The 25,843-nt window shown below is 61.5% G+C and carries 17 protein-coding genes; 12 read left to right on the plus strand and 5 right to left on the minus strand.

The annotated features are described in order from the left end of the window. Positions 1-5: 5 nt before the first annotated feature. The 11 genes from WDZ95_RS19080 to WDZ95_RS19130 all read left to right on the plus strand — a co-directional run bounded on the left by WDZ95_RS19080 (position 6) and on the right by WDZ95_RS19130 (position 21,884). Positions 6-380, plus strand: a complete 375-nt coding sequence (locus WDZ95_RS19080; RefSeq protein ID WP_166223313.1) for a response regulator — start codon at positions 6-8, stop codon at positions 378-380. Next, complete coding sequence (locus WDZ95_RS19085; protein WP_425780783.1) at positions 367-1,176, plus strand: HipA domain-containing protein; 810 nt, start codon at positions 367-369, stop codon at positions 1,174-1,176. Before WDZ95_RS19080 ends, WDZ95_RS19085 begins: the two co-directional genes overlap by 14 nt. Positions 1,177-2,188: 1,012 nt before the next feature. Beyond that, positions 2,189-4,453 (plus strand): type I secretion system permease/ATPase, encoded by a 2,265-nt coding sequence (locus WDZ95_RS19090; RefSeq protein WP_425780785.1) that lies wholly within the window; start codon positions 2,189-2,191, stop codon positions 4,451-4,453. 7 nt (positions 4,454-4,460) lie between these two features. After that, positions 4,461-5,927, plus strand: a complete 1,467-nt coding sequence (locus tag WDZ95_RS19095) for an HlyD family type I secretion periplasmic adaptor subunit (protein WP_425780787.1) — start codon at positions 4,461-4,463, stop codon at positions 5,925-5,927. Further along, positions 5,917-6,108 (plus strand): hypothetical protein, encoded by a 192-nt coding sequence (locus WDZ95_RS19100; RefSeq protein WP_425780789.1) that lies wholly within the window; start codon positions 5,917-5,919, stop codon positions 6,106-6,108. Before WDZ95_RS19095 ends, WDZ95_RS19100 begins: the two co-directional genes overlap by 11 nt. A gap of 86 nt (positions 6,109-6,194) precedes the next feature. Continuing rightward, positions 6,195-6,527: a hypothetical protein gene (locus WDZ95_RS19105; RefSeq protein ID WP_425780791.1), complete on the plus strand. Its 333-nt coding sequence runs from the start codon at positions 6,195-6,197 to the stop codon at positions 6,525-6,527. Between the two features lie 5 nt (positions 6,528-6,532). Next, positions 6,533-16,807: a calcium-binding protein gene (locus WDZ95_RS19110; RefSeq protein WP_425780793.1), complete on the plus strand. Its 10,275-nt coding sequence runs from the start codon at positions 6,533-6,535 to the stop codon at positions 16,805-16,807. 61 nt (positions 16,808-16,868) lie between these two features. Continuing rightward, positions 16,869-18,203, plus strand: coding sequence for a glycosyltransferase (locus tag WDZ95_RS19115; protein WP_425780795.1), 1,335 nt, complete (start codon positions 16,869-16,871; stop codon positions 18,201-18,203). Positions 18,204-18,520: 317 nt separating this feature from the next. Continuing rightward, positions 18,521-18,808, plus strand: a complete 288-nt coding sequence (locus tag WDZ95_RS19120; RefSeq protein WP_287468438.1) for a YegP family protein — start codon at positions 18,521-18,523, stop codon at positions 18,806-18,808. A 188-nt stretch (positions 18,809-18,996) separates the two neighbouring features. Beyond that, positions 18,997-20,703 carry a HipA domain-containing protein gene (locus tag WDZ95_RS19125; RefSeq protein ID WP_425780797.1) on the plus strand — a complete coding sequence of 569 codons (1,707 nt, stop codon included), beginning with the start codon at positions 18,997-18,999 and terminating at the stop codon, positions 20,701-20,703. Positions 20,704-21,131: 428 nt separating this feature from the next. Beyond that, entirely contained in the window at positions 21,132-21,884 is a 753-nt protein-coding gene (locus WDZ95_RS19130) for a cobalamin B12-binding domain-containing protein (RefSeq protein WP_425781091.1), read from the plus strand. Between the two features lie 74 nt (positions 21,885-21,958). Here the strand turns inward: WDZ95_RS19130 and WDZ95_RS19135 are convergent, their stop codons facing one another. The 3 genes from WDZ95_RS19135 to WDZ95_RS19145 form a co-directional block, all read right to left on the minus strand. Continuing rightward, positions 21,959-22,612: an NUDIX hydrolase gene (locus tag WDZ95_RS19135; RefSeq protein ID WP_425780799.1), complete on the minus strand. Its 654-nt coding sequence runs from the start codon at positions 22,610-22,612 to the stop codon at positions 21,959-21,961. Next, positions 22,609-23,013, minus strand: coding sequence for a hypothetical protein (locus WDZ95_RS19140; protein WP_425780801.1), 405 nt, complete (start codon positions 23,011-23,013; stop codon positions 22,609-22,611). The genes WDZ95_RS19135 and WDZ95_RS19140 overlap by 4 nt, the downstream gene beginning before the upstream one ends. A 153-nt stretch (positions 23,014-23,166) precedes the next feature. Next, positions 23,167-24,108: an HrgA protein gene (locus tag WDZ95_RS19145; protein ID WP_425780803.1), complete on the minus strand. Its 942-nt coding sequence runs from the start codon at positions 24,106-24,108 to the stop codon at positions 23,167-23,169. Positions 24,109-24,163: 55 nt separating this feature from the next. Here WDZ95_RS19145 and WDZ95_RS19150 point away from each other — a divergent pair, with 55 nt between their 5' ends. Beyond that, positions 24,164-24,493: a helix-turn-helix domain-containing protein gene (locus WDZ95_RS19150; protein WP_425780805.1), complete on the plus strand. Its 330-nt coding sequence runs from the start codon at positions 24,164-24,166 to the stop codon at positions 24,491-24,493. Positions 24,494-24,512: 19 nt separating this feature from the next. Here the strand turns inward: WDZ95_RS19150 and WDZ95_RS19155 are convergent, their stop codons facing one another. After that, positions 24,513-24,968 carry a helix-turn-helix domain-containing protein gene (locus tag WDZ95_RS19155; RefSeq protein ID WP_425780807.1) on the minus strand — a complete coding sequence of 152 codons (456 nt, stop codon included), beginning with the start codon at positions 24,966-24,968 and terminating at the stop codon, positions 24,513-24,515. Positions 24,969-25,132: 164 nt separating this feature from the next. After that, complete coding sequence (locus tag WDZ95_RS19160) at positions 25,133-25,552, minus strand: hypothetical protein (RefSeq protein ID WP_425780809.1); 420 nt, start codon at positions 25,550-25,552, stop codon at positions 25,133-25,135. Positions 25,553-25,843: the final 291 nt, after the last annotated feature.

Below are 25,843 nucleotides of genomic sequence, written 5' to 3' on the forward strand. Positions count from 1 at the left end.
CAGAGATGCGTATTGCCGCGCTGGATGATGACGTGTTACAGCTGAACCTGATTCAGAGCAGCGTCAAATCCATTGGCCATGACTGTGCTGTTTTCCAAAGCGGTCTGGCCTTGCTACGGGAACTGCGCCGCAACACCTTCGACCTCCTTATCGTCGATTGGCAGTTGTCCGATATCAGCGGCCCCGACGTGGTGCGCTGGATTCGCGCCAACTGCGAGCACGCCATGCCCATTCTTTTTCTGACAAACCGCAGCGACGAGCGCGACCTGGTCGAAGGCCTGGACAGTGGAGTTGACGACTACACGGTCAAGTCTGCGCGGGTGAGCCTTGACGCTCGCTGCCACATCTGCGCGGCGGACATTCCCGATGGCAATCTCTAACTTTTCGTATCGTCAAGCAAGGCCTCAAGTAACCGATTGCCCACACAGTTCAGTAGCCGAACTGCGGATGTACAAGCGCGGGAGGGGAATGACTCCACTCGTTGCGTTATTGGACACCGGCTTGGAGACTTTATCGTTGAATCGAGCAGAGGTGCTGGCGATGCATTTGGCAGCGGCAGCGGGGATTGACGCAGTCCGGGTTAGGCTGCTCAATCCGGTGCAGCGGCCTATTCTCGTTGGCGAGCGCTTTGACCGTACTGAGGTGGGCGAGCGCCGTCCGTTCCTGTCTGCACGTAGCCTGCTCCTAGCCCACGGGCGTGATGACGTCGGGCCCCTTGACCTGCTGCAAGCGATGCGCGTGCATTGCAGGGATCATTCCGGTGACGCTAGTCAGCTATGGCAGCGTCTCGTTTTCATGCGGCTGATCTGTCAGCCGGGTAACGATTTGCGAAAAATCGGATTCCTTTATGCCGGTCATGGGCGTTGGCGTCTTGCGCCCGCGTACGGCTTGCGCCTTTATCCGGCTTTCGAGCCAAACGATGAGGCGGTGGCGAGCGGGAGTCCCCGGCTTACTTTGAAGGAGCTCATGGTGAGGGCGGAGGAGTTCGGGCTTGGCCCTGATCAGGCTCGGTGGCACCTCAGTCGCCAGCTGAACAGCCTCGGACGCTGGAAGACTATGGCCTCGCAGTTTTTCGTTCACATGAGCGCACTGGATATCGTGCTGCTCGAGCCAGCGATACACAACTCGTTGGTCGATGGTGCGCGCTTGCTGAGGGTGTTCCCGAGTTCGACCTGACCGTAGCGACGTCCTCGTGGCCTGAACATGCTTTAGCCACTATCTGTATCGACAAAAGCGCCGGGTAGAGAGAAACCAGCGCCAAAGCAGGGCAAGGGGGCTGCTAGCTGTATTTCGGAGAAGTGAGAGACGGGGTGCCATCGGCCGCAACCCCGCACCGCGCCTAGCGTTCGAACAATAAAAAAGCCCCTGCACTGCAGGGGCCTCAGACTCGCTGGCGGTGGTCGTAGGCCACGCCGAACCCGTCTCAGGGGTACGCGCGCACTCAAGTCGCCTATCGTGATACCTCGAGAATTTCGCTGTAGTTGCAATCGACCACTCGTTTTTCGCCAGCCTTTAAAAAAAAAGCGCGCGCGTGCGCGCGCACGCGCGTTTTAGAGAGGATGTATCGCGGCGGGAGTTGGCAAGCGGGTCCACTGACCTTGCGTAGCGGTAGTCGGGTAGTCGGGTGCCCAGGCGTACCCCATCAGAGTGCGGCCACCGATGAACTGATGGATGGCTCATCGGAAGTGGGCTCGGATGCAACATTGATGAGGTATGCGGCAGCCAGCTGGTTTGGCCGTGCTCGTTGTACCGGCAGCGAGGATCCGCGCGCTCGCCGCGAATCGTGTCGCCTTTGGCCTCCTGCTTTTTGCTTTTCCTTTTCTTGGACCGAGGCGACTGCCTGTCGTCGTCGGGCTTCTGCGGTTCCCGGCATGGGACCCAATGGGGAGCGCTGATCAAACCAACTGGATGTTTGTACGAGGCCCTGAAAGTGCAAAAGTTGATGATGATCAGCAGGTACGTCGGCGTGTCGCGATTGACAGCAATCGTTGGTTCGACGACAACCTTAACCACAAACAGAAGTGCTCAACAGGGACACGAGCCCGGCAGCCAGCAGGACATGCCTCCACTTTTGTCTAGGTAGATTTCGGGGGAGGCGCATAGGCATGCCTGCATCTCCCTCCGTCCAGGGCAAGGGGGCCTTGTGGGTGCTGTTGAAGCAGGAGTTTGGGTGCAAAAGCAGCGCCCAATGGGAGTTGACGATCGGGACCTGCCGCCAGGTGCTGACCAAGCGGCTACAGACGGTGCCCTCAGTGAAGGCGTCCCGAGCGTAGCCTCCGAAACCGACAAGCTGGGCGGAGATCCGCTGTCTGCGCTGTGCTTGATCGCGCGGTTTCACCAGGTACCCGCTGATCCACAGGCCTTGAGGCACAGCTTGGGTATGGGCCAAGCAGAACCTCCGGACCGAGCGCAGCTGCTCCTGGCCGCTCAATCCCTCGGTCTCAAGGCAAAACTTGTCACCACGCGGATAGACCGCCTGGCGCACATCGCCCTGCCAGCCTTGGTGCTGCTCCGTTCGATGGCCGAACACATAGGCGAGACCCGCGTGATGCTACTGGCCAAGGTGGACGCCGAGCGCGTACTCATCCACGACGTGAGCGCAGGCCGCCCTGTTGTTTTGTCATCGGCCGAGTTTGCCGCCAGCTGGACGGGTGAGATTGTCCTCATCTCCAGCCGTGCCACGCTGGCTGCGGAGTTGTCGCGTTTCGACTTTTCTTGGTTCATCCCCAGTCTCGTCAAACACCGACGCCTGCTAGGCGAGGTGCTGTTCATCAGCTTCATGCTCCAGCTTGTAGCGCTGGTGAGCCCGCTGTTCTTCCAGGTGGTGATGGACAAGGTGCTGGTGCACCGCGGTATGACCACGCTCGATGTGCTCGTGATCGGCTTGGTCGTGGTGGTGATCTTCGAGTCGGTGCTGAGCTTCCTGCGCACCTATGTGTTCAGCCACACCACCAGTCGTATCGACGTGGAACTGGGTTCCAAGCTGTTCCGCCACCTGCTGCAACTGCCCTTGGCCTACTTCCAGGCCCGGCGGGTGGGGGATTCGGTGGCCCGGGTGCGCGAGCTGGAGAACATCCGCAGCTTTCTCACCGGCAACGCGCTCACGGTACTGCTGGATGTGCTGTTCTGCGGCGTGTTCATCGCGGTGATGTTCTTCTACAGCACCACGCTCACCCTCATCGTGCTGGCCAGCGTGCCGCTGTACCTGGCGGTTAGTTTGTTCATCGTGCCCGTTCTGCGCCGCCGGCTGGACGAGAAGTTTGCGCGCGGTGCCGAGAACCAGGCCATGCTGGTCGAGGCTGTCACCGGCATCCAGACCGTGAAGGCCGGCGCGTTGGAGCCGCGCTTTGGCAAGCGCTGGGACGATCAATTGGCGGCCTACGTGTCGGCCAGCTTTAAGACTCAGAACGTAGCCGCCCTCGGGCACGAATCCATCGGGCTCATCGGCAAACTCGTCAACGCGGCTACCCTGTGGTGGGGTGCGCATCTGGTCATGGACAGCCAGCTTACCGTAGGCCAGTTCGTGGCTTTCAACATGTTCGCCCAACGCGTGGCACAGCCCATCATGCGAATGGCGCAGTTGTGGACGGACTTTCAGCAGACCGGCATCTCCATGGCCCGGCTCGCGGACATCCTGGACACCCGCACCGAGGTGCCGCCTGCGCAGGCCGCGAAGCTGCCGCCGATCAAAGGCCACATCGCCTTTGACCAGGTCACGCACCGCTACCGCCCCGAGGCGGCGCCCGTGCTCCATGGCCTGTCGCTGGACATTCCGGCCGGACAGGTGCTGGGCATCGTCGGGCGCTCCGGCTCGGGCAAGAGCACGCTCACCAAACTGGCGCAGCGCCTGTACTCGCCCGAGCAGGGCCGCGTGCTGGTCGACGGCATCGACATCGGCCTGATCGACGCCGCGCAGCTGCGCCGCCAGATCGGCGTGGTGCTGCAGGAGAACCTACTGTTCAACCGCAGCGTGCGCGAAAACATCGCCATCAGCGACCCGGCCGCGCCCATCGAGGCGGTGGTGGAGGCGGCCAGGCTGGCCGGCGCGCACGATTTCATCAGCGAGCTGCCCCAGGGTTACGACACGCTCGTGGGCGAGCAGGGCTCATCGCTCTCGGGCGGGCAGCGCCAGCGCATCGCCATTGCCCGCGCGCTCTTCGGCAATCCGCGCATCCTCATATTCGACGAAGCCACCAGCGCGCTCGACTACGAAAGCGAAGCGGCCATCCAGGCCAACATGGCCCGCATCTGCCAGGGCCGCACCGTCATCGTGATCGCGCACCGGTTGTCTGCGGTGCGCCATGCCCACCGCATCGTGGTGATGGAGCGCGGCCGCATTGTGGAAGAGGGCAGCCACGAGACCCTGGTGCAGCGCGGGGGCGGGCTCTACGCCCACCTGTGGGCCCTGCAAGGCAGCCTGCGCGAACCGAACGCCACCAACCCCCAAGCCTGAGCCCGCCATGCAGCCTTTATCGAAGACCAAATCTGCCCCGCACCCGGTGTGGGCGCTGCCGCAACGCTATGGCCAGGTGTTTCGCCTGGCCTGGCGCCACCGTGCCGACCTGGCCGGTCCCGCTCGCCTGCGCGAGGAAGCGGCCTTTTTGCCTGCGGCAATGAGCTTGCAGGAAACGCCCGTTCACCCCGCGCCGCGGCGGCTGGCCTGGTTGCTCATGGCGCTGTTTCTCATCGCGCTGATGTGGGCGCTGCTCAGCAAGATCGACATCGTGGCCGTGGCCCCCGGGCGCATCGTGGTGAGCGAGCGCACCAAGCTCGTCCAGCCGCTGGAGCCCAGCGTGGTGCGCCACATCCTTGTGAAAGACGGCGACACGGTGGCCGCCGGCCAACTGCTGGTGGAGCTGGACCCCACCGCCGCCAGCGCCGACCACGGCAACGTGAGCGAGCAGGCCGCCGAGGCGCGCCGGGAACTACTGCGCGCCAGCGCGTTGTTGCATGCGCTGCGCAACCAGGAGGCGGGTGCACTCCCCCTGCGTGCGCCCCAGACGCCCGCCGCCGAGTTGGCCAGCCTCCCTACCAGCGAGCGCCAGGCCCTGGCCCAACAGATCGACGCCGAATGGAGCGACCTGCGCGCGCGCCTGGCGCGGCTCGACGCCGAAACCCAGCGCAGCAAGGCCGAGGTGCGCGTGGCCCAGCAGGCGGTGGCCCGCCTGGAAGCCACCCTGCCGCTGGTGCGCTCGCGCGAGGCGGACTACCAATCGCTGGTGAAACAGGGCTTCATGTCCACCCACGCCACGCAAGACCGGCAGCGCGAGCGCATCGACATGGAGCGCGAACTGGCCACATTGAACGCACGTGAAGCCGAAGTGCAGTGGCAGGTAACGGAAGCGCAAGCCGCCCGCCAGGCCGCCTGGGCCGAAGCGCAACGCGACCTGCGCGACCGCGAATCCAAAGCCCGCACCCTGCTGGCGCGCCTGGAGCAGGAAACCACCAAGGCCAAGCAGCGGCAAGACCTGACCCAACTGCGCTCATCCGTGGCCGGCACGGTGCAACAACTGGCTGTGCACACCCCCGGCGGCGTGGTCACCGAAGCGCAACCGCTCATGGTCATCGTGCCCGACGGCGCCAGTGTGGTGGCCGAAGTGACCCTGGAGAACAAGGACATCGGCTTCGTCAGCCCCGGACAGGAAGCCGAGATCAAGCTCGAGACCTTTCTGTACACCCGCTACGGCACCGTGCCCGCGCAGGTGCAGTTCGTCTCCATGGACGCGGTGCAGGACGAAAAGAAGGGCGCCATCTACCTGGCCACGCTGCGGATGGCGCAGGCCAGCATGGACATCGACGGGCGCAAGACGCCGCTGGCGGCGGGTATGAATCTGACCGCGGAGATAAAAACCGGCCAGCGGCGGGTGATCGAGTATTTGCTGAGCCCGATTCAGCGGGCTTCGAGGGAGAGTATTCGTGAGAGATGAATATGGGCACTACTACCGGCTGTTCGGCGACCGTGGGCAAGACCCGCATGGCGGCGGCTATGGTGTGATGGTTGACATGCTGTCGATCAATGCTTCTGGATTCGTGTCGTTTGATTCAATCGATTTGGTTGCTCTAATTCGCAGTCAATATTTCAAGAGGAAGTCGTCATGGCATTTGTGAATGAGTACATCTCGGAGTCGGATCGCGAAAAGTACGACTTGGTGAGAATCTGTGGCGAACGCAACTTACCTTCGCGGAGAGGTCGCATGCACAGCCGCGATTGGACGGTTGATCGTGAACGAGATGCCTTTTTGCTCAAGGTGTGGGCGCATCAGGAATCTGAGTTTTCTGGGTATGCCTTCTACTGGAGAAAGGTATGGGTGTTTTTTGAAATGCGTCCAGTTGATTCAAAGATATCGCCTGATCAGACTTCGTGTTGGTTCAGATTTCTCGCGAAAGGTATTGAGATTTCAGATTTGGGCACTGTGGTAAGGGATGATCTCATGGAAGTTCTGCGAGAGGCAATTGCTGCGTCTCCGGGGGGCGTGACGCATCAGTACGTTCATCGCAGTGCAACCGTCGAATTCATTGGGGAGTGAGTGTCATGCCTTTTGCAAGTTTCAATGACGCGATCCAGGCGCTCTCCAACGTCAGTGCAACTCAAGCTGACATCATCAACTTCGTTCGACAGCTCTCTGTCGATGCCTCCGGGTCAACAACGGTTCTGTACGCAGGAACTATTGACAACACGCCTGCTTGGCAAATTGTTGAGCAGATGGGCGACGATGTTCGTCATATCGGTGAAACGATGGCTGCTGATGTTCTCAATTCCAATGAGTTCAAAGCGAAGGTAGCTCAGGCATTTGGATTGCCCGCGGACGCCACTGGATTCGATGCACTCGCATCCACTCACCCCGCCAAACTTTGGCTCAACAAGGGCGGCACAGGCGGCCCATGGGCCACGGCTTCAGAAATGTTCGTTGAGGCCACCAACGGCCCTGTGCGGATACTGACCTTGAATCCCGCTGCCGACAGTGTGCTGTTCAACAACGAAATCCCCAAGCTGCTCTCCAAACTCCAATCAGGCAGCAGCATCACCGAGGTGGACGGAATCGCTCGCGACGATCTGCTCAAGATCGGCGCGTCCTACACCACCAACTGGGCTGAGGCGATGCGCAGTGCTGTGGTCAACACGGCCATCACGCAAACCCACTTCGGCAAACCCGCATTGAACGGATACGCGGGCTGGCTGAGCATGACGCCCGATGCGCTGGTTGATTTGCACAAGAACGCCAGCGCCGCAGAAATCAAGGCCTGGACCGATCTGCTCAGCGGCTTTCACGTGCCGCGTGCGGCCACGCGCGCACTCACCAAGCTGGGCGCCATCGGCGGCATCGTCAGCGCCGGCATGATCGCCACGCAAGCCGCAGCAGCAGAGCTCAGCGGCGACCATGCGGGCGCCAAGCAGATCGTCACCGAATGGGCGCTGGATGTTGCAGGCTCCACCGCGGGCCAAGTGATTGGGGCATCGGTAGGTGCCGTGGCTGTGGCGGTGCTCGCCGCTGCCGGCACCGTACTCTCCGCGCCCGTGGCCGGCGCCATCGTGGTGGGTGCCGCGCTGCTGGGCGGCATCTTTGGCGCCGATGGCGCGGCCAAGCTCTACCAGATGACCAAAGACCTGGACGACAACGGCCGCATGGACCTATTGGACAAGCTGGGCAACTTGCTCTTCGGCGTGAATTACACCGTGCTGAGCCCCTTGCCCCCCGACCTCAACGGCCAGCAACTCACGCTGGACGCCACCTACGGGCGCGACGACATGGTCACGCTTGCCACAGTCAACATCGCTTGGCGCTATGCGCTGCGTGAACTCAACGCCTTCGTCATTACCGACATCAACTACGCGCAGCACAACAGCGACGGCTCGCTCGACCTGTACGACCCCGATACCGACGAAGGTGCCATGAGCGAGGCTTGGCTGGCTGATCGCGCGGCCATGCTGTCCTGGAAGATCCGCTTCGACCGCGGCATGCTCGACGAAAACGACAGCCCGCGTGAAGGCCCTAAGTCTTACACCGAGGATTGGGACGCCAGCGAAGTGCAGGGCAATTGGGACTTCGTAGACCTCACCAAACGTTTGCCTGGTGGAGCGCCCTTGACGCTAGCGATCGATGGTCAGGGCATCACGCTGAACGACCACCAGGTCGTGTTTGGTAGCGCCGCAGCCGATGTCATCGATGGTGCAGGCGTGCACGATCGCCTCTACGGCGGCGCCGGTAATGACACCGTCAATGGCCAGGGGGGTGCCGACTACATGGAAGGCAACGCCGGCAACGACAGCTTGGACGGCGGCGACGGCAAAGACTCGCTGCTGGGCGGTGCCGGCAACGACACCCTGCGCGGCGGCGGCGGCGACGATAGCCTGCTTGGCGGTGGCGGTAGCGATGAGCTCCATGGCGACGCGGGCAATGACACGCTAAAGGGAGGCGGCGGCCACGACACCTATGTTTTCGATGGATCGGCGGGCAACGACGTCGTGATCGACGAAGGTGGTGGCACCATCCGCTACAAGGAGCATGTGCTTTCCGTGGCCAAGCGCGCCAGCCCGGGCGCGCTTGAGTGGCAGGACGAACACGCCAGCTACCGCGTCGTCACCGAGGGCAACAAGCAGAACTTGGTGATCAGCGCTGGTGCCGGCACGCTCACGCTCATGGACTGGGTGGAAGGCAGGTTTGGTATTCAGCTCGACGAAGCCGAGGAGCCCCCTGAGCCGCCCAACCCGGACGTATCCGTGCATGGTGACAAAGCGCCGGTGGACATCAACCCCGAGGCTGAGGGCGTACAGGTCAGCTATGACGCCTTGGGCAACGTGATTGTCAAAGCGAACCAGGCAGCGCCCGACCGTACCGACTTGCTCTACGACGGATTGGGCAACGACGAGCTATTTGGCCATGGTGGCAATGACACGCTCAATGCCTACCGCGGTGGCGATGATTTGTTGGATGGTGGCGCCGGTGATGACTATCTGCTCGCAGGACTAGGCAGCGACACGCTTGCGGGAGGAAATGGCCTTGATCGGCTGTGGGGCCAAGGCGGAGACGATCGATTGTTCGCCGACCAAGTCCAAGAGGACGCACACGTTCAAACCGATCACGATCCCGAGAGTGAAGACCAAAACGGAGTTTCCGGCAAAGGTGATCTATTGGCTGGTGGTGAAGGTGCTGACTGGACTGTGGGATGGCGCCGTGCAGACTTGCTTCTTGGGGGCGATGACAAAGACACGTTGTGGGGCGGCGCTGGAAATGACGTTCTGTATGGGGACAGCAATGTGGGCTCCGCACAGAGCGATTGGACTTTGCAGCGCTCGGTGACTCACAGTGCAGAGACCGACATCGATACGTATCAGGTCGACTTCACTGGAGTGACTTACGTCGAAGCTTCCGCAGCAGGAGATTCAGACGTGATGTACGGCGGTGCCGGAGACGACTGGATGTTCGGTGAACTTGGACAAGATCAGTTGTTCGGGGGCAGTGGGGAGGACGTCCTCTTTGGCGGGGGCGATAGCGATTGGCTTGATGGTGGGGAGGGCAACGATGTCATCACTGGCGACGAAGGCGTACAAACCGATGCCAGCTATGGCCACGACTTCATCAGTGGCGGAGCAGGGAACGATTCCATTCACGGCGATGGTGGCCACGATGTGATCTTTGGTGGCGATGACAACGATGAGCTTGTTGGTGACGGTCGATATATCGATGTGACGTATCAGGGAGACGATTATCTGGATGGCGGCCGTGGCGATGACACCCTACTTGGATATGCCGGCGAAGACACTTTGCTTGGCGGAGGGGATAACGACCTCCTGATCGGTGACGTCGCGGAACAGTATCTGGTTGGGCAATACCATGGTGCAGATCTGCTAGACGGAGGCTCCGGAAACGACACCCTTTTCGGGTCTGGCGGTGCCGACTCATTGTTCGGCGATGAGGGCAGCGACTATCTGGTGGGCGATGCCGCTCAGGCAGAGCTTGCTGGGGTCCACCATGGCGACGATACGCTAGACGGTGGGGCGGGAGAGGACACACTTCTCGGCTCTGGTGGATCCGATACCTTGCTTGGCGGTGCGGGTAACGACTACCTGGAAGGCGATGACGATCTGGATCAGTTGCCAACCGAGTTTCAAGGCAACGATTCGCTCGATGGTGGGTCGGGCGATGACACGCTGTTGGGGGGCCATGGCAATGACACGTTGATTGGCGGGGTCGGCGTGGATCTGCTCAAGGGCGGCGCGGGCGACGACCTCTTCGTTTTCCGGACCGGTGACAGCATTCACGAGCCTTCCCACCTGCAGCTGAACGATGTGGTGCAGGACAGTGAGGGAGCGAACGTTATCCGGTTCGAGGGCGTTAACGCTGACGATGTGAGCGTGCAGCCGGTCAGTGACACCCACCTGCGCATCTCTTGGGGAGAGACCAACCGCGTATTGGTCTTCGGTGGCCTCAGCAACTCGCTCCACCGCTACGAATTTGCTGACGGGGTGACTCTGAGCAACAGCGAGCTTATTGGCCGCTTGGGCGACCAGGCAGTCATGGGTGTGACCTCAGAGGGCACGCGAATCGTGATGGGCGGGCGCCTATCGGACCAGCTGGTGGCCAATCAAGCTGGCGATACTGTTTCCGGAGGGCTGGGCAATGATTTGCTCGAGGGTTCAGGTGAGGGATCACACGTCTACCTGTACCGGCGTGGAGACGGCGCAGACTCCTTGATCGACACCAGCCAGAAGGTGGATGCGCTCGGAAACCCCACGCCCAACCGCTTGGTGTTCGGCGAAGGCATCGCTTTGGCCGACGTTCGCCTCACGGGGCATCAAGGGAGCCTTCGCCTGCGCGTTGGCGAAGGTTCCGCGGACAGCATCACATTCGCCGGCTTTGACGCCTCAGGCTCTGCACCCTCCCCCATCGACGAGTTCGAGTTTGCCGATGGCACGGTACTGAGCATTGCGCAGATGCTGGCCCGGGGCTTCGACGGCGACGCGTCGGCCGAAGACATTATTGCCTCAGCGGGCAACGACCGGATAGAAGGCAACGGTGGCAACGACACGCTGCGTGGATCCATCGGTGATGACACCTTGCGTGGCGGCGCCGGTGACGATGTGCTCATGGGTGGTGAAGGCGCCGACAGCTACCGCTACGGCGTGGGTGACGGTCTCGATCGGATCGATGGAGACATCGGGGCACCTGCGGTCGACACGCTGGTCTTCGGCCCTGGCATCACGGCCGACGATATCCACCTGAGCCACTCTGGCGGCAACTTGGTGGTGCAGGTGGGAGTGTCGGCAAGCAACCAGATCCGCATTGCTGGCTTCAATGCGTCGCAAGCGGCGACAGCCAGCCTGGTGGGGAGCTATGTGTTTGCCAGCGGAAGCTCGTTCAGCCATGCAGCACTCGTTCAGCGCGGCTTTGGCTTCAGTGGCACGGGCGGTGACGATGTGCTCACCGGCACGGACCTCAACGACCGCTTCCTCGCCAGCGCGGGCAGCGACACACTGCGCGGCGGCAGCGGATCGGACGATTACCACTGGAACCTGGAGGCTGGCAACGACCGTATCGAGGATGCGGGAGGAGCAGCCCTGGGACTGGACCGTTTGGTCCTGGGTGCCGACATCGCGGTAGCCGATACCCGTGTTTCCCGGGTTGGGGACGACCTGGTGGTGTGGGTGGTTGGCAAGACGCATCAGGTCCGCGTGGCCAACCACTTCTTGAGCCAGGGCCTGGAGCAGGTTGTGTTCGCCGATGCCACCGTGTGGGACACCACACAAATCGAAGCGGTGCTGGTCGCGCTGCAGATCACGGGCACGTCGGGTGACGACCTGCTGGTGGGCAGCGACAACGACGACACACTCGTCGGAGGTCTGGGCAACGACACCTTGCGCGGTGGCCTGGGGGCGGACGACTACCACTGGGCTCCCGCAGCAGGGGCAGACCGCATCGAGGACACCGCAAGCTCCACCCAGGGAAATGACCGGCTGGTGATCGACCCCACGGTCGCCGCCGCCGACCTGCGCCTCGTTCGCGTGGGCGCTGACTTGGAGATCCACGTCCAGGGCCAGCCCGGGGTGGTCATGGTCGCGCAGCAATTTGCTGGCCAAGGCCTCGAGCACATCGTGTTCGGCGATGGCTCAACCTGGGATCGCAACGGTATCCAGGCCCGCGCAGTGATCATGCTGACCAGCGGCAACGATTTCCACTGGGGCGACGCCAACAACGAGCATGTGTTGGGCGGTGCTGGCGATGACGCCTTGTACGGCCTGGGCGGAAACGACACGCTCAATGGCGGCGATGGGCTAGACGTGCTCAAAGGCACTGATGGCGACGACTGGCTGGTGGACGGCGAAACCATGGAGGGTGGCACCGGTCACGATACCTATGTCCTCAATGGCTGGCCTGAGACCGACGTGTACATCGAGGACGACGCCACCAACGGCATTGACCGCTTGAAGCTGTCCGTGACCAGTGAAGAAGTGCGTTTCGGCCGCGTCTGGGGCGACGGAGGGGTGGCCAACGATGAAGACCTGATCCTGGTGCACAAGGTGCTCGGCGAAAGCGCGGGATTGATCGTTTTGCGCAAGCAGTTCCTGTTTGGCGATCACCGGCACCGCATCGAGTCCCTGGAATTCTCGGATGGGGTGATTTGGGATTGGCAAACGCTCTACGAGAAGAGCCTGCGGGCCAGTTCCGTGGAGATCGTCGGCTACGACTTCAACGATCACATCGTGATGGACGGGACGCGCAGCATGGGCACGGCCCTTGCAGGCAACGATACCCTGCTGGGCGCCTCCATCGCGGAAACGCTCAATGGCGGCCACGGCAACGACTTCATCGCGGGCGGGAATGGCAACGATCAGCTGGTGGGTTGGTACGGCAATGACACTTTGACCGGTGGCAGTGGACGCGACACGCTCAGTGGCCAGTTTGACGACGACGTCTACCGCATCGGACTGGGCGATGGCAAGGACGAGATCATCGAGGCAAGTGGTTACGACGTGCTCGAGTTCGGAGCCGGCATCCTGGCGCAGGATGTCCAGTTGCATCGTGACCTGAATGACCTGGTGATCTCGGTCCAGGAGGGAAGTATCCAGACCCGCATCAAGGACCGTTTCACCTACGAAGCCACGAAGATTGAGCTCATCCGGTTCGCCGATGGCACGCAATGGGATGAAGCCGCTATCGCGCAGCACACCGTTTCTACGGCAGCCGACACCCTGAACGGCAGTGCTGCCGACGACCAGTTCTTCGTCGACAACAATGGCGATGTCGTCAGCGAGGCGCCCAACCAGGGCATCGACACGGTCCACAGTGCCATCTCCTACACCCTGGCCGACAACGTCGAGAACCTCACGCTGACCGGTGTGATCGACCTGAACGGGACTGGGAACGCACTGGACAACGTCATCACCGGCAACGCCGGCGACAACATCTTGTCTGGCGGCGATGGGATGAACACTCTGCTGGGAGGCCAGGGCGACGATCGCTACCACATTCATGCCAGCTACGACGTGGTGGTGGAGCAGGCGGGCGAAGGCGTGGATACGGTGTACGCTGACCAAAGCTATAGCTTGCCCGATCACATCGAGAACTTCGTGACCACGGCAGTGAACCCCGGCTACCGGACGATTCAAGTCACGGGGAATGCCCTGGACAATGTCATCGAGTTCACGCAGTCGATCTTTTGGGGGAGCACCGTCGATGGGGGAGCGGGAGCCGACACCGTCATCACCCGTGTGGGATCCCTGACGATCCACGTCGATGACGAGGACGATCGGATCGTGGCGCTATCGGGTGGCTCGGGCATCACCGTCATCAGCTCGGTGAGTTGGGCGATCGATGCTCAAGGCGCCATCTCAAGGGTGCGCCTGATCGGGAATGGCACCGTGGCCACTGGCTCGATATGGTGGGACTCCCTTGAATCCGTCGGAGTGGGGAACACCCTTGTCGGATACGGCGGCAACGACACCTACACGGTGAACTGGGACGCCATCGGCGGCCAGTACTCGGCACAAGTGATTGAGTCGGCCGATGGTGGCACGGCCGATCGGGTGCTGATCGGCGGCGGTGTCGGGCATCACCAATTGAGCAGCTTCGCGAACATCGAGCAAATCGAGCTGCTGAACTCGGCTGGCGCATCCAGCTTGAGCGGCTCGGATCGCGCGGACGTGCTCGTGGGCAACCAGAGCAGCAACTTCATCGATGGCGGCGCTGGTGACGACCAGATTTTCGCGGGCCCTGACGGCTACGATACCTTGATCGGCGGCCTGGGGAACGACTTGATCTCGGGCACGAGCAGTGTGCTCATCGATGGCGGCCAGGGCGACGACACATTCGAGCTGTCGCGAGCCGGCGATTCGGGTGCCATCTTGCTGGGGCAGGGCTCAGGAAACGACCGCTTGCGTATTGGTTACTGGACCACTACCGGTGTTGTGCGTTTCTCGGGACCTGTGGCCGCCAACGATCTAGTGGTGACGCGCGAGGGCAGTGATCTGCTGATCCAGTACTCCGCCTCTGACAGCCTGCGTCTTGAATCTGCATACGCATCGAGCGAAGACAACAACCCCGTCAGCCAGTTGGTGCGCATTGAATTCGAGGATGGCTCCACGATCCCGTTCCAGACACTGCTGCGCCGCATGCAGGCGGGCAATACGAATGCCGCGAGCGAATCGGCGGATGTCTACTTTGGCAGTGCGGCGGCGGACCAGCACCAAGGCTTGGGCGGCGCTGACGAGTTGTGGGGGTGGGCCGGTGACGACACGCTGGACGGCGGATCGGGTGACGATACGATCGACGGGGGCTCCGGAGCCGATCAACTGGTGGGTGATACGGGTATCGATCTCCTGCTAGGGGGGCTGGGCAATGACGTGCTGCTGGGAGGTTCAGACGACGACAGCTTGAGCGGTGGTGAGGGCGACGATGTGCTGCGCGGCGGTGCTGGGAACGACTGGATCCAGCATGACGCTGGTCACGACCTCATCCATTTCCGACGGGGCGACGGTCACGACATCCTTGAGCGACAGTACGCCGCGACGGGCGTGCCCGACCGGAAATCCCTGGTGCTCGGACCCGGTATCCAAGAGCAAGATGTCCGCGTCCTGCGGTCAGGGGGGGACCTGATTATCCAGATCGATGACGGTGTGGACTCCTTCCTGGTGCGCAGCTACATGTATGTGGACTACGACCTGGAGGTCGTCTTTGACAACGGTGTGGTGTGGAACTCGCAGGACCTGGATGCGTTCGCACTCACGCTCGAGGGCGATGCGGGGAACAACCAACTCTATGGCGACGTGTTCTCGGAGCTGCTTTTGGGCCATGGCGGCAACGACACCCTCTACGGATCGGATGGCCATGACACCCTCGATGGTGGCAGCGGCGCGGACACCATGGAGGGAGGGTGGGACGATGACGTCTACTACGTCGACAATGCCCTGGACCTGGTGACCGAATACACCGATGCGGGCCATGATCGCGTGTATGCCTCGATCACTCATACCCTGAGATCGAACGTGGAGGAACTCTGGCTCCAAGGGTCGGGGAACATCAACGGCACCGGAAACTCGATGGCCAACCGGCTGGTAGGAAACGGTGGCAACAACGTCCTCAGCGGTGGCACGGGCGCTGACACCCTGGAAGGCGGGGCGGGCGACGACAGCTACGTGGTCGATCACGCCTTGGACGTGGTGGTGGAGGCAGCGGAGGCGGGCGTGGACCTGGTGCAGTCCTCGGTAAGCCATGTGTTGAGTGCCCACGTCGAGAACCTCACGCTCACGGGGTCCGCCTCCAACAGCGCAGCGGGCAATGACCTGGCCAACCGCCTTGTGGGCAACACCGGGGCCAACACTTTGAGCGGTGGCCTTGGCGACGACACGCTCGACGGTGGCTCCGGCAACGATCAGATGCACGGCGGTGCCGGTAATGACACTTACACCGTTGCGCAGACGGGTGATACCACCGTCGAGTCGGCCAATGAAGGCTCGGACTTGGTCAACGCCTCCATCACCTGGACACTGAGCGACCATGTGGAGCATCTGACCCTCACTGGCAGCTCTGCCATCAACGGCACCGGTAACGCCCTGGACAACCTCCTCACGGGCAACAGCGGCAACAACAGCCTCGTCGGCAATGCGGGCAACGACACCCTTGATGGCGGTGCTGGTGTCGATTCGATGCGTGGAGGCCTGGGTAACGATACCTACGTGGTTGAAAGGACCACCGATGTGGTGACCGAGAACGCCAGTGAAGGCAACGACACCGTCAGAACCTCGGTCACGCTGACCCTGGGCGCCAACGTTGAGAACATCGTGCTGATCGGCACCTCGGGCATTCACGGCACAGGCAACACGCTGGACAACCAACTCACGGGCAACAGCGGTGCGAACTCACTCAGCGGCGCCGCTGGCCACGACACCTTGCGCGGCATGGCGGGCAACGACACGCTCATCGGTGGTGCCGGCAACGACACTTACCTGCTGGGGCGTGGCGATGGTGCCGAGACGGTGCAGGAGAACGACAGCACGGCGGGCAACACCGACATCCTGCGCCTCCTGGAGGAGGTCACCATCGAGCAGGTCTGGTTCCAGCGGGTGTCCAACAACCTCGAGGTGAGCATCATCGGTACGGGCGACAAGGCCAGCATCACCAACTGGTACAGCGGCAATCAGTACAAGCTCGAGCAGTTCATGACCAACGATGGCCAGATCTTGCTGAGCTCCCAGGTGGACAACTTGGTCAACGCCATGGCGTCCTTTGCGCCGCCGGCCGCCGGCCAAACCACGCTGCCGCCGGACTACGCGCAGTCGTTGACGCCAGTCATTGCCTCGAACTGGAACTGAGGGGGGAGCCCGCGGACAGGGACGGTCCGCGGGCGCGATGTTTTCAGAGGGGGGAAGCGGCTTGAAGGTCATTTTTGTTCACCAGAATTTCCCGGCGCAGTTCCTTCACCTGGCGCCAGCCATGGCGGCGCGCGGGCACGAAGTGCACGCGCTGCGCCTGGAGCGTTCCGGTCAAACGGTGGCCTGGAATGGCGTCACCGTCCACGCATACGTCCCCTCTCGAGGCAGTTCGAAGAACATCCACCCTTGGCTGTCCGATCTGGAAACCAAGGTCATCCGCGGTGAAGCGGTCTGGAAGAAGGCACGCGAGCTCAAGGCCGGGGGATGGTCGCCCGATCTCATCTATGCCCATCCCGGATGGGGTGAGGCGCTCTACCTGAAGGAGGTCTGGCCTGAGGCCAAGCTCGTGCTCTTCGGTGAGTTCTTCTACAGCTTGCAAGGTGCCGACACGGGATTTGACCCTGAGTTTTCGAGCGCCAGCGCTGAAGACGAGGGCTGCCGATTGCAGATGAAGAACCTCAACCAGTTGGCGCAGCTCCAGCTGGCCGACATGATCATCAGCCCCACACAGTGGCAGGCGAGCCGGTACCCCGAGCCGTGGCGCGATCACATCCAGGTGGTGCACGACGGTATCGACACCGAGGCGCTGCGGCGCGATCCTGGCGTGAGTGCCAAGTTACCTTCGGGCCAGACGCTCACCCGCGCCGACGAGGTCATCACCTTCGTCGCGCGCCACCTCGAGCCCTATCGGGGCTTTCATGTGTTCATGCGCGCGCTTCCGCGCCTGCTGAGGCAGCGACCCAGAGCGCACGTGATCATCGTGGGCGAGGACGGGGTGAGCTACGGCGCAGCGCCCAAGCAGCACAAGAACTGGCGGGAGCACATGCTCGCGGAAGTGGGCCCTCAGTTGAGCGAGGAGCAAGCGCACCGCGTGCACTTTGTGGGCCGCCTCGACCGGACAGCCTTCACCCGCGTGCTGCAGCTCTCCCGGGTGCACGTCTACCTGACATACCCTTTCGTGCTGAGCTGGAGCCTGATCGAGGCGATGAGCGTCGGATGTGCCATCGTGGCCAGCGACACCCCACCAGTGGCCGAGGTGATCTCTCCGCGGGACTCAGGGCTGTTGACGGACTTCTTTGATCCCCAAAGGCTCAGCGACGCCATCGCAGAGCTTTTGAGCGATGAGGGCTTGAGAGCCCACGTGGGCGCAGGGGCCCGGGAACGGGTCCTCGAGCGCTTCGATCTGCGGCGGGTCTGCCTGCCCCGGCAGACTGAGCTACTCGAGGGGTTGACTTCCTGCAACAGGCTCATGGCCTGCGAGCCTGGAGATGGTGGCATCGTCCACACCAATGGGAGGATGGCGCATGCGCTGCACGAGCGGAGGTCCATGGCCTAGCTGGCAGTTACGTGGAAGAACTTCCATGGGAGCCCAATGGCTCGCGGCGTCTTCGCTCACGCACGGCGCGAGGCACACGGCGGGTTATCTTGGGTTTGGCCCATGTCGTGGCCAAGCACTTGCTGACCTTCGGATCATTTCATCCCCTATTTGTGCATGCGTGACCGGTGCATAGGCTTCTGAAGAAACGAGTCGTCTGGTAGCTTGAGCTGTGGGCTGTAAGCGGCGGCACGGGACCGCGGCGCTTGGTCCGCTCAACCTCAGACGAAGGAGATGCAGTGGCCTATTTCGACTTGAAGCGCTCAGGCGAGCAGTACATGTTCAACCTGCGCGGGGACAACCACGAAGTGATGTTGACCAGCGAGCGGTACACGACCAAGCAGAAGGCGTTGGAGGGCATCGATTCGGTGAAGATCAACGCGCCGCACGATCCTCGTTACCGGCGGCTGACATCGACGGCGCAGAAGCCGTACTTCACACTTACAGCAGCCAACAACCAGGTGATCGGTACCAGCGAGACTTATTCGTCGGCCGCTGCCCGAGACAATGGCATCGAGGCGGTCAAGAAGGGGGCACCTTCAGCTCCCGTCAAGGACAACACGTAGTGTTCTTGGTTTATCGCGTCAGGTGGGGAGTCGCCTCGCACCAACACCCTATCGCCCAGAGCAAGCCCAGGTTTCGGAGCTAGGGGTGTTGCACGTGCTCCGCCTCAGCCTGGGGAGGCGGAGCTCCCTCGGCGTTGGATCTGAAATTGCCCCACCTGCTTGCGCGGCACTAGGGTCGTGACGTAAGAATGGCAAGGGTCTTCATCGACCTGTCTGCCGCTATGTCCTTTTATGCTCTTGTCTGTGCCGAGAAACGTCTGGCCAACTGCATCCGCCAAGCCCGAAGCCGCCGCGGCTGGACTCAGTATGAGTTCGCGTCACAGATTGACACGTCCATCGGCTTGGTTCGCCGCATCGAGCGTGGTGGATCGAGTGTCTCTCTGTTGATCGTGATGCGTGGCGCGCTGCACCTCGGATTGCTTAGGGAGTTCAACCGGCTGCTGGCCATCCGGCATCGGCAGTACCGCAACTGGCGCGGCCACAGTGGACATTCGACGCCGCGCCCGGCCGTGGTGGCTGCGCCCGCGCAAGCGACAGTCGATGTCGTCGCGATGCCTGAAAACCCCCAGCAGTTGTCTCATGAGCCGCAAGCTCGCCTGTTGGACCACCTCGCGGTCTACTTGGGTCAGACTTCTCTGGCGCTGGGGAGTTTGAACGTCTACACCCAGAACGACGAGGTGCATTCCGAGTTCACCTACGACAAGGGTTGGGTGAACAGCCCCCGGTACTTTCCCGTCTCACCCGACCTGGCCCATACGGCAGCGCCTCAGCGGTTCACGCCGCGGCAGGGGGAAGACCTCAACGTTTTTGCAGCACTGGCAGAGACCGCGCCGTCTGGCTTTGGCCTGCAGGTTATGAGCAAGGCCACCGAGTGCGGGCTGCTCGCGGCGTCTCATGGGGAGAGTAGGGCGGTTCGTGCTGTGGAGCGGTTGAAGGCCGTGCCCAACGTCGCGCGCCTGGGAGCCCTGCGGCTCGTTTCGTCAGGAGAGTCGCCCGAGGAACTCCCTCATGCGCGTCGCACGCTACCCCGCGAATCCGATTTGCCCTCCCTTGCTGCGGCTGTTCACGCCCTGGAGGGTGGGGCCGTGAGCTCTGCGCAGCTGCAGCTGCTGATGACGAGCGCCACCGCTCTTGGCGGCTCACGCCCCAAGGTCACTTGGTTGGGCAAGGACAACGACCTTTGCGTCGCAAAGCTCCCCAAGCGCTTCGGAGACGCTCTGTCCAACCGCTCCGAGGCCTTGGCCATGTCGCTGGCCGAGATGGCCGGGATCGACTGCGTCGCGGTCACCCTGCGGCACTCGCCGTCAGGCCCCTTCCTGATCGCACCGCGGTTCGACCGGGAAGGAGAGGGCAAGCGCAAGCACGTTCTGTCGGCCCGGGGCATGCTGCTCGCCAACGAGTGCGATGTCATCAGCCCACTGGAGCTCCTGGGTGTGATGCGCGAGCGGTGCCTCGATTTCTCATCAGACGCCCGCGAGCTGTGGCAGCGTCTGCTGTTCATGTGCCTCATCCGTCAACCGGGCGATGAGCTGCGCAAGATCAGCTTTGTCTACGCGGGGAACGGGCTGTGGCGTCTTGCACCGGCGTATGGCCTGCGCCTGCATTCCTTCTCGATGCAGTCGTTGAAGGCGCAGCAGGCAGCTGGGTCAGGGCTCGAGATGAGGCTCTTGCCCTTGATGAAGGGGTCAAGTGCATTTGGCATGGAGCCTAAGCAGGCACTCGATCAGTTGCGCCGGCAGCTCAACGTGCTCGCGCGTTGGAGGGATCAGGCGGCCCAGCTGTCGGTGGGCATGAGCCAGTTCGACATGGCGCAGTTTCAGCACGCGATGAGCCAGACTGCCGTGGAGGGTGCGAGCCTCGCGGCGAAATGTTGGCGCGAGCTCGATCTCTCCTAGCCTGACGGCTATAAGTCTAAGCCTGAGGGCCTCAAGCGTTCCTATCCCGCGTGACGCGACGGAAATGCGGTGACGTGTCCAGATTTGTGGTCTGGGACACCTATGAGCTGCTAACCAGCATCACGCGCCAGTGACCTACTTAATGATTTCGACCTCGCTGACTATTCAGACCAATATGCTCCAACTATTCCATCATTCGAAAATCCCTGGGAGTCCTGGAGGCGACCGAATTAATGGGTTTTTCCCAAGTGATGATCGACCGTTGTGAAAATCGACGGCTATGGTGGAGAAGCACGCCTAGAAGCTTGGCCGCATTTTCGGTCCGCGAACCCGCTCGTGGGGGTTGTATGTCGCAGAGTCATGCATTTCGTGAGGGGATTAGTCTCGGAGTAGGGCCGCTGGCTGATTGCAAACGATCATTATTGTCGGTGATCGATTCAAGCATCGTTCCGCAGCTCATGCGTAACAGCGCCGATGCTGATGCCAAGAAGATTGCCGCGGGTCTTTCGTTTTTTCCCAGTCCTCAAGAGATCGCAGAGTTCGCAGGCTTGTGCGTTCTCAAGGAGGAGCTTGCTGGTCACAAGTATCTCGAGCGACTGATCGAGCACGGGCACTCCGTTGCTGAGGTGATGGTGAACTTGGTTGCACCAGCGGCCCGTTGGCTGGGAGAGCAATGGGATCAGGATCAAATTGGCTTCTCAGAGGTGACTTTGGGGCTCTTGCGTATGCAGAACCTCACTCATGAGTTGGCTGCAGGTGATCGATTTCCTAAGCGGTATGCTACCGATCGCTTTCGAGTGCTGGTGGCACTTGCGCCTGGTTCTCAGCACATTCTGGGGCTGACCATGATCTCAGAGCTGTTCACCTCCGATGGCTGGGATGTTCGTGTCGAAACGACCGGAACCGAGAAGGCCCTGTTGTCTACGCTTAGATCCAGCTGGTTCGATGTGGTTGGTCTGTCTGTGAGTTTGGCAGAGCAGTTGCCTGATCTGAACGCACTGATCTCCAAGCTACGCGGCAACTGCCGTAATCCTGGCGTCGGAGTGCTGCTGGGCGGTGCGGCTCTGGCCTCGGCAGAGGCTGGTTCGTCAACTTACGGTTCAGACGCGGTTTGCATGGACCCTCTGGCTGCTACACGCATCGCTAGGATGCTGGCTATGCGCGGCCGAGGAGCGTCATGAGAGCTCTACTCACGCAGCCCCGGAGTCCTACGACCCGCCGCACAACGGCTTGTTAACGGACTCAACTTCATCCGTCACCGCCGGATAGCGGTTTCGCCTAGCGTCATGAGGGCGTTTACGATCGCTGTGTCATTTGGGTTGTTGAGCAAAACGGCAAGCTGAAATTTCGGCGCGAGCATGACCGCCTGCGTCTCCCAGCCCATGTCCGCCGGGTTGCCCCCGACCCGCTCGGCGAGGTAGTAGCGGGTGTAGCTCTGGGTGCGAGGAACGTCGATGAGGTGCCTGATCAGCCTCACCTGCAGCCCGCTCTCTTCGAAAACCTCCACCAGGGCCGTCGCCTGGGCCGACTTGCCGTCCATCGTGCCCTTCGGAAACGTTGCCTGGTAGCCCGCAAAAGCGTTGCTGGGCGCCACGACCCAGATTCGGCCGTCTGTCTCGCGGATGACCGCACCGGCTGCCTTTTTGTAACCCTTGGGAACCTCGAAGGGCGGCTCACCAATTGCCTGGCTGGCCGCAAGCGCTTCCCAGGCCTCGTCGGATGTGGGGGCGTTTGACCATCGCCTGATTGCGATGCCATTCACTGCGGCTGGCATCTCGCCCTCGGGCACCACGCAGGCGGTCGTGCTCGGATCTGACCAGGCGAGGAGGGGAGTGGGGCTGCTGGGATTCTTCAGCCGTACAGGCGCACCATGGTCGTCGGGCCTGGGGTGAAAGACCGGCGCGCTCATGTGGAACCCGCCCCAGCCGACCGCGCACGGCCGCGCTTGACGGGGGTGCTCGTGAACACGCTGGGCTCTTGCTGAAGCCGATAAAGGACATCCCACACCCCGTGATACAGATTCGCCCGGGCGGCACCCTGGCGCTGTTTCACGGCATCCTTGAAGTTCGAATAGTCAATGTGCTCAATAAGTCGCGCCATGGCGGCAGCAACCGCCGATTGGGGCGCAACCGCCCTGAAGCGGTAGTCATTGACCGAGCTCTCCTGAATCGGGCCCAGCTCCGGGAGGTACTGCGCTTGCAGCGCCTCCAGGTCCGAGCGCACACGGGCACGGACGGTCAACGTCTTGCCTTTGGTGTCCGTGGGCTTGCGCACCACGCTGAAGAACCCGATGGGGGTAATGAGCCACATTTTCTTCCTCCCTCCTCGAACCCGCTGATTCCGAACTTCCTGGTTGCCTTCCCTCGGTCGCGCTGGGTTTAGCTAGCCTACGCATATCGCGTGGCGCGAATACTCTACGAACCAGTCGACACGAGCTAGCAGCGCAAACCCCAACAGTGTCACTTATCCCACGACGTTCACGTTTGCTGGCACGTCCCACTCCTTTACGCTCGTGCTCTTGGTGTCATAGAAGTGAGCAGTGAGCTGAATAAAGCGCAAGAAGTCCTTGTTTTCGCTGGCGATCCGATTGCAGGTTCCCCAATCTACCTCCAGTCGCTCGCGAGCAGGAATCTCTATTGCGCTGTCGTCGGCAGGGTTGTCGATGTCGAGCCTGATGACGCCAATGCCGTGGAGCTCGTTTAGTAGCCGCAACTCCGTCATGGCGTCATCTTTGATGTTGACGGCGACAAGGTAGCCGAAGTTCGCCCAGCTCGAGTTGGACACCGCTTGGAAGTAGTACTCGCGTACCTTACTTCGCGGGATATCGACTTTCACCTCGAAGGACCATAGCTTGGCTTGGCGAGCGCCCGACTTGGCGCTCAAGCTCTTCATCTCATAGCTCCAACCTGCGGCAAGCTCTTCAAGGCCCACCATGTCCGGATGGAGCCATTTGTTGCCCTCTTTGCCTTGGCTGTTTGATGACTTCTTCTCGTCAATGCGCTTCGGAAAGATTTTTCGGTGGCGCGAGATCAGGAACGTTGCCAGCAGCGGATACAGCGAATGCTCGGTAGGCGCGTCAGGCTCAGGTGCGTTCGCTAGGGGAGCAGACGGCAGAACCTGTGTCTCGCCAGACCACCAATATCGCCGAGGTGTCTCTTCGGAGCGTTGAAGCGAGGGGTTCTTGGCGAGCCACAACGGCCCACCAGCGCCGATCTCCGCGGCGATTTGAGCGGGCTCCTTGCCCGCGAAGCGTTCTGGCAACGCCAGCTTTAGCCCGTCAGCGATATCGCGGGACTTGAATTCTTGGCCGGGATGCGCCTTTAGAAACTGCAGAACAGCATCGCGAAGGGGCAGTTGCTTGTTGGATGTGATCACGCGCGTAGAAAGGTCTGCGATGTAGATCACCAGATTCTACGAAGATCGTAGAGAAAAGAGAAAGGCGTTTTACGACTATCGATGAATGCCTCGGCTGTCCGAACCCTCCACCGTCTTTGGCAAGCGCCTGCGCGCTGCTCGAAGTCGGGCAGGTCTTCCGCAGGACAAGCTTGGTGTCAGCATCGGGCTTGATGAAAGCTCCAGCAGTGCGCGCATTAGCCGATATGAGGCCGGCGTGCACGAACCTCCGTTTAGCATCGCGCAGAGCCTCGCCGAGGTGCTCAAAGTACCGGTCGCCTACTTCTACTGTGACGATGACAGGCTGGCCGACCTTCTGGTCGCTTATCAGGCTCTGGACTCGGGGCAACGGCGTAAGGTTCGAGCCTTTGTGACGGAGCTGCGATCCGACTCCTAGAACCGAGGAGGTCGGCTGCTCAGCCAACCTGAGACGCGATTTGCCTCAATGCTTCCCGCTTGCCAATGTTTCTTGAACTCAGGATCTTTGTCTGCTGAGCCGCCCTCGGAGTTGTCTGTCCACTCTCCCACTTGTAGACAGACAAGGCTGAAACACCCAAAAGAGCCGCCATCTGGGCTTGAGTGAAGTCAAGCCGTTTACGAATGGCGAGGAGCCCATCGGCAGTAAACCCAGCTGGCCGCCTGCCGCGGCGCGGGCTTTGCGCTGCGGGACTTTCCTCGATAGGCTTGCCCTTGTTCACCTGCTTGGCCAGTTGCTTCGTCGCGTCTTGCGTCGCTTTGAGCTCACGCTTGAGCGCTGCGATTTCACCGCGGTGTGACGCCACTGTCTTTCGCAAAAGCTGAATCTCGGATTTCAGCTCTTTGCGCGCCAGGCGTGCAATTTCGGACTTCAGGGTGCTTGCGAGGTTAGGCATATGGGCATGCTACTCGCCGAAGATTAAGAAGGCCATATTTGCATCGTGTTCTTTGGCGTTGAGACGAAGCGCCGGCATTGGTGCACAAACATCAGATCGAATCCAGGCAACCATGGCGCTCGACCCAACCGGTGATGTCGCCTCGCCCAAATCCCGCAAGAAGCTCAAACCCGCATCGTCGCCCAGGTCGTGGTCTTCGCATGTTCCGCGAAGTCCCTGCGCGTGACGCCTGTCTTGTTCTTGCGGGTCCAAACCACCCCAGTGGGGAGCATGTAGGTCACGCCCACCTCGGGCGGCATTCCCGATGCATCAAGATCGCTGCGGGTCGACCTTCTCTGCGCTGGCCGACCAGCCATCGCATTCAGCTGGGTAAGCGTCTGCTCGGCCTCGATGCGGGTCATCATCTTCACCAGGTGCACCACAGCATCGCGCTTGGTCTTGCCCATAGTCTTGAGCTTGTCCGACAGGAAGTTGAGCGTCGACTCGAACTCCCGGGTTGACTGCTGTTGCGCCTGACGGATCAATTCTTCGGCGTGCGCCTGAAGTTCTGCCGCACTCATCTGGGACAAATCGCTTTCAATCACGTGATTCTCTGTTTCGCCGCGTCTGGCGCTATAGCGTTCTCGGGAAAGTTCGCATTTTGACTTGGTGCCGGGGTACGGCTTGGCGAGAGTAGTCTTCCATCCGGAGTAACCTCCTCGTCCCCCGCACTAGTCGGCAAGCCCATCCTGGATGATTGCTGCAGCAATCTCCCCCGCGATTGCTTGTGCCGCGGCCCTCCACGACCATTCACCAGTGAGCTCTGACCCTTCAGTGGCTTCAAGTGCGATCGACAGTCGATCCTCAATTTCGGCACGAATGGCGGTGATCGATTG

Origin of the sequence: Hydrogenophaga sp. T2 (assembly GCF_049843535.1) — a bacterium.
In the GTDB taxonomy this organism is placed as follows: Bacteria; Pseudomonadota; Gammaproteobacteria; order Burkholderiales; family Burkholderiaceae_C; genus Hydrogenophaga; species Hydrogenophaga crocea.

Bases quoted from the DNA above. Each gene is read 5' to 3' on its own strand.
- WDZ95_RS19080 (WP_166223313.1), top strand. From the start codon at position 6: ATGCGTATTGCCGCGCTGGATGATGACGTGTTACAGCTGAACCTGATT.
- WDZ95_RS19085 (WP_425780783.1), top strand. From the start codon at position 367: ATGGCAATCTCTAACTTTTCGTATCGTCAAGCAAGGCCTCAAGTAACC.
- WDZ95_RS19090 (WP_425780785.1), top strand. From the start codon at position 2,189: ATGGGAGTTGACGATCGGGACCTGCCGCCAGGTGCTGACCAAGCGGCT.
- WDZ95_RS19095 (WP_425780787.1), top strand. From the start codon at position 4,461: ATGCAGCCTTTATCGAAGACCAAATCTGCCCCGCACCCGGTGTGGGCG.
- WDZ95_RS19105 (WP_425780791.1), top strand. From the start codon at position 6,195: ATGCACAGCCGCGATTGGACGGTTGATCGTGAACGAGATGCCTTTTTG.
- WDZ95_RS19110 (WP_425780793.1), top strand. From the start codon at position 6,533: ATGCCTTTTGCAAGTTTCAATGACGCGATCCAGGCGCTCTCCAACGTC.
- WDZ95_RS19120 (WP_287468438.1), top strand. From the start codon at position 18,521: ATGTTCAACCTGCGCGGGGACAACCACGAAGTGATGTTGACCAGCGAG.
- WDZ95_RS19125 (WP_425780797.1), top strand. From the start codon at position 18,997: ATGGCAAGGGTCTTCATCGACCTGTCTGCCGCTATGTCCTTTTATGCT.
- WDZ95_RS19135 (WP_425780799.1), bottom strand. From the start codon at position 22,612: ATGAGCGCGCCGGTCTTTCACCCCAGGCCCGACGACCATGGTGCGCCT.
- WDZ95_RS19140 (WP_425780801.1), bottom strand. From the start codon at position 23,013: ATGTGGCTCATTACCCCCATCGGGTTCTTCAGCGTGGTGCGCAAGCCC.
- WDZ95_RS19150 (WP_425780805.1), top strand. From the start codon at position 24,164: ATGCCTCGGCTGTCCGAACCCTCCACCGTCTTTGGCAAGCGCCTGCGC.
- WDZ95_RS19155 (WP_425780807.1), bottom strand. From the start codon at position 24,968: ATGCCTAACCTCGCAAGCACCCTGAAGTCCGAAATTGCACGCCTGGCG.